The sequence below is a fragment of the Mycobacterium sp. UM_WGJ genome (genome assembly GCF_000455125.1).
Lineage (GTDB): Bacteria > Actinomycetota > Actinomycetes > Mycobacteriales > Mycobacteriaceae > Mycobacterium.
In genome coordinates this window covers 33,999-48,363 of sequence record NZ_AUWR01000016.1, presented here as the reverse complement: position 1 = coordinate 48,363, position 14,365 = coordinate 33,999, and the positions used below count along the sequence as shown (strand labels likewise).

The window sequence follows — 14,365 nt, the reverse complement described above, 5'->3', positions numbered from 1 at the left end:
GGGTTAATCTCACGCGATGCGAGACCAGTGGAGCCGGCGCGGTTTCTTCGGCCTCTGCGGCGCGGCCGGTGCCACCGCGCTCCTGACCACCTGCTCATCGCGCGAGCAGCCCGACGACGGCGCACCCGGGCCGGTCACCATCGCCCATATCTTTGGTGAGACCACCGTCCCGGAGCCGCCCAGCCGGGTGGTGTGCGCCGGATACACCGGTCAAGACGACCTACTGGCGGTCGGTGTCGTTCCGATCGCGGTGACCAATTGGTTCGGCGATCAGCCGTTCGCGGTGTGGCCCTGGGCGCAGCGACAGCTCGGGGACGCCAAGCCGGTGGTGCTGGAGTTGGACAACGGGATCGCGGTCGCCCAGATCGCCGACCTCAAGCCGGATCTGATCATCGCGACAAACGCCGGGGTGGATGCCGACACCTATCAGAAGCTGTCGGCGATCGCGCCGACCGTGCCGCAGTCCGGTGGTGACGCCTTCTTCGAGCCCTGGAAGGTTCAGGCCGCCGCCATCGGCAAAGCCGTGCATCGCGGTCAGCAGATGCAGTCGCTGATCGACGGCGTCGACGGCGCGTTCACCGACGTCGCCGCTGCGCGCCCCGGCTTCAAGGGCAAGAAGGTGCTGCTGCTGGCAGGCCGACTGGACCAGGGCGATGTCAGCGCCGCCACCGGCTGGCGAACCGCCTTTCTGACTCAGATGGGGTTGACCGTCGCGGAGGCATCCCCGGTGATCGAGCACGGGCGGATCGGCGCCACGCTCGGCGCCGCGGATGTGCTGATCTGGACCACCGAGAGCGACGAGGAACGGGCGGCGCTGCTGGCCGATCGCGACATCGCCGGGTTCGAGTCTCGCAGCGTCTTCACAACCAAGGATCAGGCCGGCGCGATCGCCTTCGCCTCGCCGCTGAGCTATCCGCTGGTGGCAGCGCAGCTGCCCGCGCTCATCGCCAAGATCACTGGCTAGGGCCGACTCTGCGCGTTCCGTAAGACCCTTCTGGCATACCCCGCAGAATTGTGTTCTACGTCACTATTGGGCGTCATTCGGGGCTACGGTCGTGGCATGAGCGTGGCATTGGATTTCAACGATTTCACCAAGACCGACGTGGTCCTCGACTACGGCGACAGCGCCCTGCTGCTGCAGTTCGACTCCACCACCGACGTGCTGGCATGGACCGCGGCAATACGTTCCGCCGCGCTGCCCGGCGTTGTCGACGTAGTCCCGGCGTCCCACACGGTGTTGGTGAAACTGGCCGCGCCCAGGTACCGGGCCGGTGTCCGGCGGCGCCTGACGACCCTGGACGTCGACCGGGACGCTGTCCGGATGCGCGCCCCCGAGGGCACCGCAGACGTGATTGTCGACGTCATCTACGACGGGCCGGACCTGGCCGAGGTGGCCGAACACACCGGCCTGAGCGTCGCCCAGGTCATCAATGCCCATACCGCGACGCCCTGGTTGGTGGGGTTCGGCGGATCCACTCCGGGTTTCGCCTACCTGCTCGGCGGCGACCCCCGGCTGCAGGTGCCCCGGCGCGCCGAGTTGCGTCCGGTTCCGGCCGGCTCGGTTGCGCTGGCCGGCCAGTTCAGCGGCATCTATCCGCGTCCGTGGCCCGGCGGTTGGCAGGTGATCGGCCACACCGACGCCGTGTTGTGGGATCTGGAGCGGCCCGCCCCGGCGCTGTTGACCCCGGGCCTGTCGGTGCGATTCCGGGCTGCGTGACCGCCATGACAACCACCCTGGAAGTGCTGCACACCGGCCCGCTGGCTTTGGTCGAAGATCTGGGCCGGGCCGGGATGGGCCACCTCGGAGTCAGCCCGTCCGGCGCTGCCGACCGCCGCTCGCACAAGTTGGCCAACCGGCTGCTGGCCAATCCCGACGATCGAGCCACCATCGAGGTGGCATTCGGCGGATTGTCCGTGCGAGTCCACGGCGGAGACGTCGACATCGCGGTCACCGGCGCCGACACCGAACCCGATGTCAACGGAGTCAGCTTCGGCACCAACAGCATCCAGCACGTCCGCGACGGCCAGGTGGTCTCCTTGGGCAGGCCGCGGTCGGGACTGCGCAGCTATCTGGCGGTGCGAGGCGGCATCGATGTCACCCCGGTGCTGGGTTCCCGCAGTTACGACGTGATGGGCGAGATCGGCCCCGCCCCGTTGCGTGACGGCGACGTGCTGCAGATCGGCGAACGGACCGGCCACTTCCCCGAGATCGACCAGGCGCCGGTGGCGACCATCCCCGACGACGTGGTCGAGTTGCGGGTGACACCCGGCCCACGCGACGACTGGTTTGTCGACCCCGACATTATGGTGCGCACCAATTGGCTGGTGAGTAACCGCAGCGACCGCGTCGGCATGCGCTTGGTGGGGATGCCGCTGGAATACCGTTGGCCGGAAAGGCAATTGCCCGCCGAGGGTACCGACCGGGGCGCCATCCAGATCTTGCCGAACGGCTTCCCGATAATCCTGGGACCCGACCATCCGGTGACCGGCGCCTACCCGGTGGTCGGGGTGGTGGTCGACGACGACATCGACACGTTGGCCCAGGTCCGGCCCGGACAGACCGTACGGATGCACTGGTCTCGGCCCCGCCAGCACCCCGCCGCACGCTCGGCCTGGTAGGCCCGTCGGGTGCTCGGCCAAGTTCCTACCGCCCGCCTGATCCACACCAGCGATCTGGACGATGAGACCCGTCGCGGCGCCCATCGGCTGGTCACCGAAGCCTCCGGGGGCGAACTTTCTGACGCCGATTGGCAGCACGCGCTCGGCGGCATGCACGCGTTGATCTGGCACCACGGCGTCCTGATCGCCCACGGCTCTGTGATCCGGCGCCAACTGCTCTATCGCGGCAGATCTCTGCGGTGCGGCTATGTAGAGGCCGTCACCGTCCGGGCCGATCACCGGGAGCGGGGTCTGGGCACCGCGGTACTTGAGGCATGCGAACAGGTGATCCGCGGCGCGTTCGAGCTCGGCGCGCTCAGTTCACCCCGTATCAGCCGCCGGCTCTACACCGCGCGGGGATGGTTGCTGTGGCGTGGTCCCACGGCCGTCTTAGCCCCGACCGGTCCGGTGCGCACCCCCGAGGCGGACGGGACCGTGTTCGTTATGCCGGTGGGCACCGACCTGGACCTCACCGCCGAACTGACGTGCGGCTGGCGGGACGGCCACGTCTGGTAGCCGCACGGTTAACGGAGGGTGGATGCGCCGTGTATGGGCGGCGACTGGACGTACCCGGGCCGAACCGCACCCTTTCTCCGGATGTTCATAAGAATCGGCCGTGCGATTGAAGCGTCGCCCAGATTGATTGTTAACTTAATATTGCGTGGACCTCACCGGAAAACCGGGTCACGACCGCACGTATCGGCGCTTGCCGCCCCCGGGAGACAATTTTTCAGCGCTCTGAGCTGGGCATATTCGCCATCGTGGCCGTATCGGCGCCCCTCGCCCCGCGTGGAGACATTCCGGGGGCAAGGCCGGATTTTGTGACTCCCTGCCACTCTGCTGCCAATCGTCGCAGGGGCCCTACTTCGAGGCGCTAACTAACGCGTGTGGCCTTATGGTGTGACCGTCACAGCTTGCCCCGGCCCTGGCGGTCCCCCTCTCGAAAGACGCACCCTCATGCTGTACGAGTTTTGGCACAACTTCACCCACAACTTGTTCAAGCCACTGTTGCTTTTCTTCTACATGGGCTTCCTCATCCCGCTGCTGAAGATCAAGTTCGAGTTCCCCTACGTCCTGTATCAGGGCTTGACGTTGTATTTGCTGCTGGCCATCGGCTGGCGCGGCGGCGAAGAGCTCGCGACCGTCGACTCGTCGAGCATCGGCGGCGTTCTGGGCTTCATCGTGCTGGGCTTCGCCACCAACTTGATCATCGGATTCGTCGCCTACTGGTTGCTGACCCGGATGACCAAGATGAGACGTATCGACCGAGCCACCGTCGCCGGGTATTACGGGTCGGACTCCGCCGGCACGTTCGCCACCTGCCTTGGCGTACTCGCCACTTTGGACATAGCGTTCGACGCCTACATGCCGGTAATGCTGGCCGTCATGGAGATTCCGGGCTGCATCGTGGCCCTGATCCTGGTGTCACGGTTGCGGGCACGCGGGATGGACGCGCAGGGCAACATGGCCGACGAACCCGGCTACAAGAAGAAGAAGAAAAAGGCCAGCCGACAGCTCGTCACCGCCTCCGCCCTTATGAGCGCAGCGCACACCACAACAGGGCACATCCAAGACGAGATCGACCTCGCGCTGGAAAGGCGGGAGCATGCCCAGCCGAGCGCTGCGATGTCGACTACATCCTCGGCGCCGCCCAGCGGAGCGCTGTTGCGAGAGGTGCTGCTCAACCCGGGGCTGTACCTGCTGTTCGGTGGGATCGTTATCGGCTTCGTCGGCCGCCTGCAGGGCGCTTCGGTCATCGAGGACGGCGATCATGTCTTCGTCACCGCGTTCCAGGGGATGCTGTGCCTCTTCCTGCTCGAGATGGGGATGACAGCCTCCCGCAAGCTCAAGGACCTGCGGTCGGCGGGACGCGGCTTGATCGCCTTTGGATTGTTGGCGCCCAACCTCTTTGCGATCGCTGGAATTTTCATCATCCACACCTACGCGCAAATCACCGGCACCCCTTTCGAGGCCGGCAGCTACGTGCTCTTCGCAGTGCTGTGCGGTGCGGCGTCCTACATCGCCGTGCCGGCGGTGCAGCGAATGGCGATCCCCGAGGCCAGTCCGACGGTACCCCTGGCCGCATCCTTGGGCCTGACGTTCTCCTACAACGTGACCATCGGGATACCGCTCTATCTGCAGATTTCGAAGGCCGTCAACATCTGGCTTCCAGTCAGCTGACAGAAGCTTCCAACCGAACGCAACGCTTCTCCACTCGCTCGGTCAACCAGGCGAAATATCCTGCGCGCGCGTCCAATACGTGATGCGGGCCACTCAAATTCCTTGAGTCCACCTCATTTTCAGGTTCCGCTCTGCCACTTGCCAGATCGGGCCGGTAGGTTCGCACACCGTCCATCGTGATGCGAGATTCTGCGCGTGGCGGTGGCCCGGATCCCGAGGAGATCGCATGAGCAACGGCCACATCACCAATTTCGATCCTGAGGACAGCGCAGCCTGGGAGGCCGGCAATGCCGCCATCGCACGCCGCAACCTGATCTGGTCTACCGCCAGTACGCATGTCGCGTTCTCGATCTGGTCGCTGTGGTCGGTAGTGGTGCTGTTCATGCCCGAGTCGGTCTATGGCATCAAGGCCGGCGACAAACTGCTGCTGGCCGCGGTCGCCACTCTGGTCGGCGGATGCGTCCGCGTCCCCTACGTTCGCGCCACCGCAAAATTCGGCGGCCGCAACTGGGCGGTGGCCTCGTCACTGATCTTGCTGATTCCGACCGCCGGGACACTGCTGTTGCTCCTCAACCCCGGCCAACCGCTGTGGATGTATCTGGTGTGCGCTGCGCTGACCGGCCTGGGCGGCGGCAACTACGCCGCCTCCCTGGCCAACGTCGACGCCTTCTATCCTCAGCGTCTCAAGGGCGTCGCCCTCGGACTGTGCGGCGGCATCGGCAACCTCGGGGTGGCAGCCATCCAGCTCGTCGGCCTCCTGGTCCTGGCCACCGTCGGCAACACCAAGCCGGAGTTGGTCTGCTCGGTCTACCTGGTCCTGCTTGCCGTGGTGGGCACCTGCGCGGCACTGTGGATGGACAACCTCGACCACGGCAAGGAAGAGGTCGGCAGCATTCGGTCGATCCTGGCGGTCCCGGACAGCTGGATCGTCTCGGCGTTGTACTGCGCAGCGTTCGGCTCGTTCATCGGCTTCGCCTTCGCGTTCGCCCAGGTGCTGCACGTCACCTTCGAAAAGGCCGGCCACAGTCCCGCCGAGGCGGCACTCTATGCCGCGCGAATCGCGTTCCTGGGCCCACTGTTGGGCGCCTTGGCCCGCATCTACGGCGGCCGGGTGGCCGACCGCCGCGGCGGGGGCCGCATCACCCTGGTGGTGTTCCTCGGCATGATTCTGGCGTCCGCCGTGCTGGTGGTGACCAGCACCATCGACGACCACACTACCCGCGCGACCACATCGACGATCGCGATCTACATCGCCGCATTCATGGTGCTGTTCATCCTTGCCGGGATGGGCAACGGATCAGTGCTGAAGATGATCCCGTCGATCTTCGAGGCCCGCAGTCGCTCGCTGGACGCCGACGAAGCCGAGCGCCGGCATTGGGCGCGTTCACATTCCGGCGCTTTGATCGGGTTTGCCACCGCAGTCGGCGGGCTCGGCGGGGTCGCCATCAACCTGATCCTGCGTCAGGCCTACGCCAGCTTCGGGTCCGAGACCCCGGCATTCTGGGTGTTTCTGGCGTCCTACTGCGCCGTTGCGGGTTTGACCTGGGTGATGTATGTCCGCCGGCCACGCGGCAGCCGAGGCGACCGGGTTCGGGTCGACGCCGAGAAGATCTCGGCGTGACCTGGAACACATATAGGGCAACGGCTCCGAAATCGCGGGGTAACACAGACGAAATCGACTGCGACTAAATCTTATGCATGAGTACCGCCGTCTATGCCGCCGGTCATCGTATTGATATTGAGGAGAGCCGGGTCCTCGTGGATGGGATAGTCAAGCCGGTTTCGCCGGCCGGCCTGGCCGCTTTGCGCGTCTTGGCGCTCCGACCGGGCCACGTCGTCGCCCGGGAAACCCTGCTGCGCGCTCTCCCGGGACGTGGCAACAGTATCCACGCCGTCGACTCTGCCGTCCTCCGACTGCGAACAGCGCTGGGCGACAGCCACATCGTCGCCACGGTGGTCAAGCGAGGTTACCGACTCGCCGTCGACACTGAGCAGGGCGTGGCATGATTCCCATCCTGGTCGCGCACGGCACCCGTCAGCCCGACGGGGTAGTCATGATCGGCGAACTCGCCGAACGGGTCGGCACCCTGCTGGCGCAACCGGTCAGAGTGGCATTCATCGACGTGTTGGGGCCCAGCCCGGCCGAGATCCTCTCCGCTGAGGCCGAAAACGGCCGCCCGGCTATCCTCGTCCCCGCCTTCCTTGCCCGCGGCTACCACGTCGGCGTCGACGTGCCGACCCAGGTCGCCGCCAGCGTCCACCCCGACGTCACGATCACCCCAGCACTGGGACCCGATCCTCGTGTCGCCGCGGTCGTCGCCGCTCGGCTGTCCGAATCAGGCTGGCGCCAAGGTGAATCAGTGGTTCTCGCTGCAGCGGGGTCCACCGATCCGGTCGCGCAGGCCGACCTCAAGCACGCAGCGCAGATGGTGTCTGGCATAATCGGAGCACCCGTCACAGTGGCATTCGCCGCTACCGGTGGACCCAGCGTTCCCGAGGCTGTCGCCGACCTGCGCAGCCAAGGCGCGTCACGCGTCGTGATCGCGTCATATTTGTTGGCCGACGGTCTTTTCCAGCGCCGCCTGCACAATGCCGGCGCGGATCGAGTTACCGCGCCGCTGGGCACGCATCCCGGGATCGCCCGGGTCGTCGCCGATCGGTTCATCACCGCCCATACGCGGATTCCGGTGCGATAACACCTTTTCGGCATCGGTCTGCGTCGTTCCGAACTTGGGACATGGCGCTTGCACTGTGAATTCCATTCTATCCCCGCCATATTGATCGGTAGCCTGCGCTGCCTTTGCGCCCTCACCGGACCTCCCGCCTCACACGCTTCCACCAGCGCCGTGAGGAGAAGTTCACGACTGAGTCATCTCGTGCAGCATTGCGGTAACGAAAGATTTCTACCGTGACCACATGGCTCGTTCACACCTGATTACCCAGTGGGATCCCGAAGACACCGTGGCCTGGAAGGCCGGCAACGACAAGGTTGCGCGACGCAACCTGATCTGGTCGACAGTTGCTGAGCACGCCGGCTTTTCGATCTGGTCGATCTGGTCGGTGATGGTGCTGTTCATGCCCGAGTCGGTGTACGGCTTCAGCGCCGGCGACAAGTTCCTGCTGGCAGCCACCGCCACCCTCGCCGGTGGCGTGCTGCGCATACCGTACTCGCTGGCCACCGCGGCCTTCGGCGGCCGCAACTGGACGATCTTCTCCGCGCTGGTGCTATTGATCCCGACCATCGGGATGATGGGCCTGCTGGCCCATCCGGGTCTGCCGCTGTGGCCTTACCTGGTGTGCGCGGCCATGACCGGTCTGGGCGGGGGCAACTTTGCCGCCTCGATGACCAACGTGAATGCCTTCTACCCGCATCGACTCAAGGGCTGGGCGCTGGCGGTCAATGCCGGCGGTGGCAACCTGGGCGTTCCGCTGATCCAGCTGGTCGGGTTGGCGGTGCTAGCCACCGTGGGTAACCGCCAGCCGTACTGGGTATGTGCGATCTATCTGGTCGTCCTCGCGGTGGCCGCGATCGGCGCAGCACTTTTCATGGACAACCTCGACGGTCAAAGGGCAGACCTGACGGCCATGCGTGCGATCCTTCCCGAACTCGACACCTGGATCGTCGCACTGCTCTACATCGGCACGTTCGGCTCCTTCATCGGGTTCTCGTTCGCGTTCGGCCAGGTGTTGCAGATCAGCTTTGTGGGCGGCGGCCAGAGTCCCGCTCAGGCCTCGTTGCACGCTGCCCAAATCGCCTTTTTGGGACCGCTTTTGGGGTCGTTGTCCCGGATCTTCGGCGGGCGCCTCGCCGATCGGCTTGGCGGCAGCCGGGTGACGCTGGCTGCCTTTGGCGGCTTGTTCGCAGCCTCCGCGTTGCTCGTCGCCGTGAGCACACTGGACAGCGGTCGCACCGGCCCCACGTCCGGCGCGGTCATGGTCGGCTACGTCATCGGCTTCGTGGCGCTGTTTATCGTCTCCGGGATCGGCAATGGCTCGGTGTATAAGATGATTCCGTCGGTCTTCGAGGCCCGCAGTCACCAAATGGGTATGCACGAGAGCGACCGTCGGCACTGGGCGCGGGCCATGTCGGGGGCACTGATCGGATTTGCCGGCGCAATCGGCGCCCTGGGTGGCGTAGGAATCAACCTGGCACTGCGCCAGTCGTACATCACCAGCGGCTCGGCGACCACGGCATTCTGGATCTTCCTGGTGGGTTATGTGGGGGCCGCGGCGCTGACCTGGCACAGGTATGTACGTCGGCCGTTCTTCGCCCCGCAGCCGGCCCGGGCCGCGTTGGCACCGGCGTAAGGTGTCCACGTCGCTGAGTGGCTACCGGGTCGCAGTCACGTCAGCGCGCCGCGCCGAGGAGCTCTGCACCTTGCTGCGTCGCCACGGCGCCTCGGTCTGTGCGGCCCCGGCCATCACCATGATCGACTTGACCGACGACACCGTATTGCACGGGCGCACTGAATCATTGATCGAGAACCCGCCAGATGTCCTGGTGGTGACGACGGCGATGGGCCTCCGCGGCTGGATCGCCGCTGCCGAAGGATGGGGTATTGCCGACCGGCTGATCGCAGCCCTGACGACCGCCCGTGTCGTGGCCCGTGGACCGAAGGCTGTTGGCGCATTGCGCACCGCGGGCCTGCCCGAGGAGTGGTCACCCGAATCGGAGTCATCGGCCGCGATGCTCGATTACCTGAAATCCGATATCGCCGGAGCCCGCGTGGCCGTGCAGCTCCACGGCACCACCGGCGACTGGGATCCCGCTCCGGAGCTGCTCGATCAGTTTCGCAAGGCGGGCGCCGACGTACTGCCCATCCCCGTCTACCGATGGCGTCCGGCCCAGCCCGGCGGGGAGTTCGACCAGCTCACTTCCCAGATCGCCCAACGCCAATTCGATGCTGTCAGCTTCACCTCGGCCGCCGCTGTGATGGCGACACTGACCCGTGCCGCCGATCTGGGCATCTCGGACGCACTGCTGCTCGCTCTGCGTTCCGACGACGTGCATGCCATGTGCGTCGGACCGTTGACGGCGCGGCCGTTGGCACTCTTGGACATCCCGACCTCTTCGCCGCGGAGAATGCGACTGGGGGCGTTAGCTCGCCACATCATCGATGAGCTTCCGCGGCTGCGCGCCCACACCGTTCACGCCGCGGGCCATCGCATCGAAGTGCGCGGCAATTGCGTACTGGTCGACGGGGTGGCCAAGCCGATGTCGCCCTCGAGCATGGCCACACTACGGGCGCTGGCTCACCAGCCCGGCCGCGTTGTCTCCCGGCAGACCCTCCTCGAGGCGCTACCCGGCAACGGCACCAGCACTCATGCGGTAGAAACCGCTGTCCTGAGGCTGCGAACAACGCTGGGCGACAAGAATATCGTCACCACCGTTGTCAAACGGGGGTATCGCCTGGCCGTAGATCAGGTGGACCAGGTAGGCCAGGAAGCCGGCTAGGGCCGGCTAAGCAACGGCCCGTTCCGCGACCGGCTGCCCGACCTGCACGTAGCCGTCCTCGCTGATCCGAGTCGGATACACCCGCACCGAGACGCTCGGGTCGTCCAAGCAGCTGCCGTCGTCAAAGGCGAAGGCCTGCTTCTTCAACGGGGAGATGACAGATAGCCGGCCGCCGCGGTCACCGACGATTCCGCGGGACAGCACCGCTGCCCGGAAGAACGGGTCGATGTTGCACACCGCACGGACCGAGCCGTCGTCGAGCCGGAACAGCGCCGCCTGCTTGCCGTTGGCGAGCAGGACACCCACTCCGAGTCCGGGAATCATGCTGTCGTAGCGGCAGGCGGTGATCCAGGTGTCGATGTTGTTGGTGTTCATGACTTCTCCTCAGATACTCGCAGGACGGGGACGGGTAACGGGACCTTGCGGCCGTCGCGCACGGTGAAGGCGACGGTGGGATCTTCGGCATCGGGGGCGTTGACGAAGGAGACGAATCGTGACAGCTTCTCCGGGTCGTCGAGGACGCCCTTCCACTCATCGGCGTAGTTGTCGACGTGGCGAGCCATCTCCGCCTCGAATTCCGCTGCCAGCCCCAGGGAGTCGTCGCAGACGACCTCGCGGACGTGGTCGAGTCCACCTTCCATCGCCTCGATCCAGGGCGCGGTGCGCTGCAACCGATCGGCGGTGCGGATGTAGAACATCAGGAACCGGTCGACATAGCGGAACACGGTCTCGGTGTCGAGGTCGCTGGCGAGCAACTGGGCGTGCTTGGGCGACATACCGCCGTTCCCGCCCACGTAAAGATTCCAACCGATCTCGGTCGCGATCACACCGACGTCTTTGCCGCGTGCCTCGGCGCACTCACGCGCGCAGCCCGAGACGCCCATCTTGATCTTGTGCGGCGCGCGCAGTCCGCGGTAGCGCAGCTCCAGATCGATGGCCATCTTCACCGAATCCTGCTGCCCGTAGCGGCACCAGTCGCTGCCCACACAGCTTTTCACTGTCCGCAACGACTTTCCGTACGCCTGACCGGATTCCATGCCGGCGTCCACCAGCTTGCGCCAGATCGCGGGCAGCTGATCCACCCGTGCACCGAACATGTCGATGCGCTGGCCACCGGTGATCTTGGTGTAAAGGCCGAATTCCTGGGCAATCTGGCCGATCAGGATCAGGTGCTCGGGCTTGATCTCACCGCCGGGCACCCGCGGAACCACTGAGTAGCTGCCGTTGCGCTGAATATTGGCCAGGAAGTGGTCGTTGGTGTCCTGCAGAGCGGCCTGCTCGCCCTCAAGGATGTGGTCTGATCCGGTGGACGCCAAGATGGAGGCGACGGTGGGCTTGCAGATGTCACAGCCGTGGCCCGTGCCGAACCGCTCCAGCAGTTCGGAGAAGGTGCGGATTCCGGTGACCTGGACGATCTCAAACAGCTCCGCGCGCGACTGGGCGAAGTGTTCGCACAGCGCCTTGGACTGCTCGACACCCTCGGCGACCAGCAGCTCCTTGAGCAGCGGAATGCAGGATCCACACGAAGTTCCCGCCTTGGTGCAGTCCTTCAGGCTCTGCACGTCGTGGCAGCCGCCGGCGATCGCGGCGCACAACTGGTCCTTGCTGACGTTGTTGCAGGAACAGATCTGCGCCGCCCCAGGCAACGCACTGATCCCCAGGGCGCTCTTGCTGTCGCCGGAGCTGGCCGGAGCGATCAGATCCAGGGGATCGCCAGGCAGCTCGGCGCCGACCATCGGACGCAGCACGCCGTAGGAGGAGGCGTCGCCGACCAGGATCCCGCCGAGCAGAGTCTTGGCGTCGTCGGAGAGCACCAACTTGGCATAGGTGCGCTTCACCGGATCGTTGATGACGACCGACAGCGAGTTCTCCGTCGACCCCATCGCGTCGCCGAAGCTGGCCACGTCGACACCGAGCAGCTTGAGCTTGGTGGACATGTCCGCCTCGCCGAATTCGGCCACACCCTCGAGCAGGCGGTCGGCGACCACCTCGGCGCTGGTGTAGCCGGGGCCGACCAAGCCGTAGCAGACGCCCTCGATGGCGGCCACCTCACCGATCGCGTACACGTCGGAATCGCTGGTCCGGCAACACAGGTCGGTCAACACACCGCCACGCTCGGCGATCGCCAGACCCGCCTCACGAGCCAGTTCGTCACGGGGACGCACGCCCGCGGCGAAGATCACCAGGCCGGCCTCGATCGCGTTGCCGTCGGAGAGCTTTACCCGCAGGGTCGGTGAACCGTACTGGTGGGTCAGCTGCTCGATGGACTCGGTGCCCACACCGACGTGCACCGCGATGCCCAGTTCCGAGATCATCCGGCTCAGCAGCACACCGCCGGCGTCATCGAGCTGTTGCGGCATCAGGCGCGGCGCCATCTCGACGATGTGCGGCTCGATCCCGGACGCCCGGAGCGCGTTGGCGGCCTCCAGCCCCAGCAGTCCGCCCCCGATCACCACTCCGGCCCGGGCGTTACCGGCTTCCAGCATGCACTCGATGTCGGCCCGGATTCCGTCCAGATCGTCCAGGGTCCGGTAGACATGGCAGCCGGGCAGATCGTGGCCGGGCACCGGGGGGACGAACGCGCGTGAGCCGGTCGCCAGCACCAGGGTGTCGTAGCCGTAACGCTGCCCATCCGCGGCGAGCACCGACTTGTCGGCCAGATCGACCTTCTCGACCCGGGTGCTCAGCATCAGCCGCACCTGCTCGTCGTCGGCGTAGTCGTTGCCCGGCAGCGCCAGCCGGGACCGGTCCCACCCGTCGGTGTAGGAGGTCAGCCCGACGCGGTCGTAGGCGGGATCGGATTCCTCGGCCAGCACCGTGACCCGCCAGTCGGCGCCTCCGGGCCGGCTGCGCAGCGCCTCCACGAAGCGGTGCCCCACCATGCCGTGTCCGACCACGACAAGGTCTTTGACGGCGCGCGGGGTTTCGATCGTGGTCATAGAAGGGAGGTTAGGAACCCGATATTGCCGGAGTATCGCCATACGTTACAAGCGTGTGAACGGTTCGCTGCTTACGCCGTGATACCGCTCACGGCACCACTTTTGTGAGTCCGTGTTCACTGCCGGCGAACACGGAACTTTAGCGAGGGTGACTCAAGTTCTACCCAGTGACGGGCCGGCACCCGACCGGCACGCGGTAATCATTCGAGGAGTCCCCATGAGCACCCTGACCTTGAGGCACCACCCGTTCGACACCGACCGTTGGGTCCGTGACTTCTTCAGCCCGGCCACCGCCAGCGACTGGCGGGCTCCCGCCGCGACGGGGTTCCGGCCGGCTGCCGAGATCACCAAGGACGGCGACGACGCTGTGGTGCGACTGGAACTGCCGGGCATCGACGTCGACAAGGACGTGACGGTCGAACTCGACGGCGGCCACCTGGTGGTCCGCGGCGAACGGCGCGACGAGTACGCCGAGACCGACGCCGACACCAACCGCACGCTGCGCGAGGTGCGCTACGGCGCGTTCCGCCGCTCGTTCGCGGTTCCGGCCCATGTCACCGGCGACGCCGTGACCGCGACCTATGACGCCGGCGTACTGACCGTCCGGGTAGCCGGGGTGTACGCGGGCACCCGGCCGCAGACCATCGCCATCACCAAGTAAACCGGCGCGGCGGTCTTCGACCCGAAAACCCCTGCACACGCCTGTGTGTAGGGGTTTTCGGCGTCCAACACGTCAGCGCACAACGTGATCTGTCTCACGTTCCGTTCCTGGTGTGATTAGCATCGGGTGAACGTACTGTGATCCGTACCACCCGAGGAGGTCTGGTGTCGAGCACTACCGAACTCGCCGAGCTGCACACCCTGATCGGTGACCTGCGGCGTTGCGTGCTGGGGCTGAAGACCCGCTTCGGCGACATCCCTGGAATGCGCCGCATCGAGCTGGACGCCGAGCGCATCCTCACCGACGTTCAGCTCCTCGAATCCGATGCCGGAGAGCTGGACTTGGAGCGCTGGGCGGCCGAGCGGTCGCACGAGAAGATCACCATCCCTGACACCGAATACGACACCGAATTCTGGCGCGACGTCGACGACGAAGGCGTCGGCGGCCAAGGCAGGTACTGACCCACACCGG

General features: G+C 65.9%; 13 protein-coding genes and 1 pseudogene. 12 read left to right on the top strand and 2 right to left on the bottom strand.

Translation table 11 applies throughout. The annotated features are described in order from the left end of the window. The first annotated feature begins 16 nt into the window (after positions 1–16). From N416_RS0107030 to N416_RS0106985, 10 genes and pseudogenes are all read left to right on the top strand, one after another. Positions 17–964: an ABC transporter substrate-binding protein gene (locus N416_RS0107030; RefSeq protein WP_024441413.1), complete on the top strand. Its 948-nt coding sequence runs from the start codon at positions 17–19 to the stop codon at positions 962–964. Between the two features lie 96 nt (positions 965–1,060). After that, complete coding sequence (locus tag N416_RS0107025; RefSeq protein ID WP_046300842.1) at positions 1,061–1,717, top strand: allophanate hydrolase subunit 1; 657 nt, start codon at positions 1,061–1,063, stop codon at positions 1,715–1,717. Positions 1,718–1,722: 5 nt separating this feature from the next. Continuing rightward, positions 1,723–2,619, top strand: a complete 897-nt coding sequence (locus N416_RS0107020; protein ID WP_024441411.1) for a 5-oxoprolinase/urea amidolyase family protein — start codon at positions 1,723–1,725, stop codon at positions 2,617–2,619. Positions 2,620–2,628: 9 nt separating this feature from the next. Next, positions 2,629–3,174 (top strand): GNAT family N-acetyltransferase, encoded by a 546-nt coding sequence (locus tag N416_RS0107015; protein WP_024441410.1) that lies wholly within the window; start codon positions 2,629–2,631, stop codon positions 3,172–3,174. A 441-nt stretch (positions 3,175–3,615) separates the two neighbouring features. Next, on the top strand, positions 3,616–4,839 hold the full coding sequence (locus N416_RS0107010; RefSeq protein WP_024441409.1) for a sodium-dependent bicarbonate transport family permease: 1,224 nt from the start codon (positions 3,616–3,618) through the stop codon (positions 4,837–4,839). A gap of 226 nt (positions 4,840–5,065) precedes the next feature. Further along, positions 5,066–6,460, top strand: a complete 1,395-nt coding sequence (locus N416_RS0107005) for an MFS transporter (RefSeq protein ID WP_024441408.1) — start codon at positions 5,066–5,068, stop codon at positions 6,458–6,460. Between the two features lie 80 nt (positions 6,461–6,540). Next, positions 6,541–6,846: pseudogene (locus N416_RS0107000) on the top strand (winged helix-turn-helix domain-containing protein); the annotation flags it as partial. Then, positions 6,843–7,535, top strand: a complete 693-nt coding sequence (locus N416_RS0106995; protein ID WP_024441406.1) for a sirohydrochlorin chelatase — start codon at positions 6,843–6,845, stop codon at positions 7,533–7,535. The pseudogene N416_RS0107000 and the gene N416_RS0106995, both read left to right, overlap by 4 nt. 220 nt (positions 7,536–7,755) lie before the next feature. After that, positions 7,756–9,147 carry a NarK/NasA family nitrate transporter gene (locus N416_RS0106990; RefSeq protein ID WP_024441405.1) on the top strand — a complete coding sequence of 464 codons (1,392 nt, stop codon included), beginning with the start codon at positions 7,756–7,758 and terminating at the stop codon, positions 9,145–9,147. 1 nt (position 9,148) lies between these two features. Beyond that, positions 9,149–10,294 (top strand): uroporphyrinogen-III synthase, encoded by a 1,146-nt coding sequence (locus tag N416_RS0106985; RefSeq protein WP_024441404.1) that lies wholly within the window; start codon positions 9,149–9,151, stop codon positions 10,292–10,294. Between the two features lie 6 nt (positions 10,295–10,300). Here the strand turns inward: N416_RS0106985 and nirD are convergent, their stop codons facing one another. After that, complete coding sequence (gene nirD, locus N416_RS0106980; protein ID WP_024441403.1) at positions 10,301–10,669, bottom strand: nitrite reductase small subunit NirD; 369 nt, start codon at positions 10,667–10,669, stop codon at positions 10,301–10,303. Continuing rightward, on the bottom strand, positions 10,666–13,233 hold the full coding sequence (gene nirB, locus N416_RS0106975; protein ID WP_036457466.1) for a nitrite reductase large subunit NirB: 2,568 nt from the start codon (positions 13,231–13,233) through the stop codon (positions 10,666–10,668). The genes nirD and nirB overlap by 4 nt, the downstream gene beginning before the upstream one ends. 217 nt (positions 13,234–13,450) lie before the next feature. Here nirB and N416_RS0106970 point away from each other — a divergent pair, with 217 nt between their 5' ends. Both N416_RS0106970 and N416_RS0106965 read left to right on the top strand, forming a co-directional pair. Then, positions 13,451–13,894 (top strand): Hsp20/alpha crystallin family protein, encoded by a 444-nt coding sequence (locus N416_RS0106970; RefSeq protein WP_024441401.1) that lies wholly within the window; start codon positions 13,451–13,453, stop codon positions 13,892–13,894. Between the two features lie 164 nt (positions 13,895–14,058). Then, positions 14,059–14,355 carry a hypothetical protein gene (locus N416_RS0106965; RefSeq protein WP_024441400.1) on the top strand — a complete coding sequence of 99 codons (297 nt, stop codon included), beginning with the start codon at positions 14,059–14,061 and terminating at the stop codon, positions 14,353–14,355. Positions 14,356–14,365: the final 10 nt, after the last annotated feature.

Coding starts and splice junctions, on each gene's coding strand:
- N416_RS0107030 (WP_024441413.1), top strand. CDS start 17: ATGCGAGACCAGTGGAGCCGGCGCGGTTTCTTCGGCCTCTGCGGCGCG.
- N416_RS0107025 (WP_046300842.1), top strand. CDS start 1,061: ATGAGCGTGGCATTGGATTTCAACGATTTCACCAAGACCGACGTGGTC.
- N416_RS0107020 (WP_024441411.1), top strand. CDS start 1,723: ATGACAACCACCCTGGAAGTGCTGCACACCGGCCCGCTGGCTTTGGTC.
- N416_RS0107010 (WP_024441409.1), top strand. CDS start 3,616: ATGCTGTACGAGTTTTGGCACAACTTCACCCACAACTTGTTCAAGCCA.
- N416_RS0107005 (WP_024441408.1), top strand. CDS start 5,066: ATGAGCAACGGCCACATCACCAATTTCGATCCTGAGGACAGCGCAGCC.
- N416_RS0106995 (WP_024441406.1), top strand. CDS start 6,843: ATGATTCCCATCCTGGTCGCGCACGGCACCCGTCAGCCCGACGGGGTA.
- N416_RS0106990 (WP_024441405.1), top strand. CDS start 7,756: ATGGCTCGTTCACACCTGATTACCCAGTGGGATCCCGAAGACACCGTG.
- nirD (WP_024441403.1), bottom strand. CDS start 10,669: ATGAACACCAACAACATCGACACCTGGATCACCGCCTGCCGCTACGAC.
- nirB (WP_036457466.1), bottom strand. CDS start 13,233: ATGACCACGATCGAAACCCCGCGCGCCGTCAAAGACCTTGTCGTGGTC.
- N416_RS0106970 (WP_024441401.1), top strand. CDS start 13,451: ATGAGCACCCTGACCTTGAGGCACCACCCGTTCGACACCGACCGTTGG.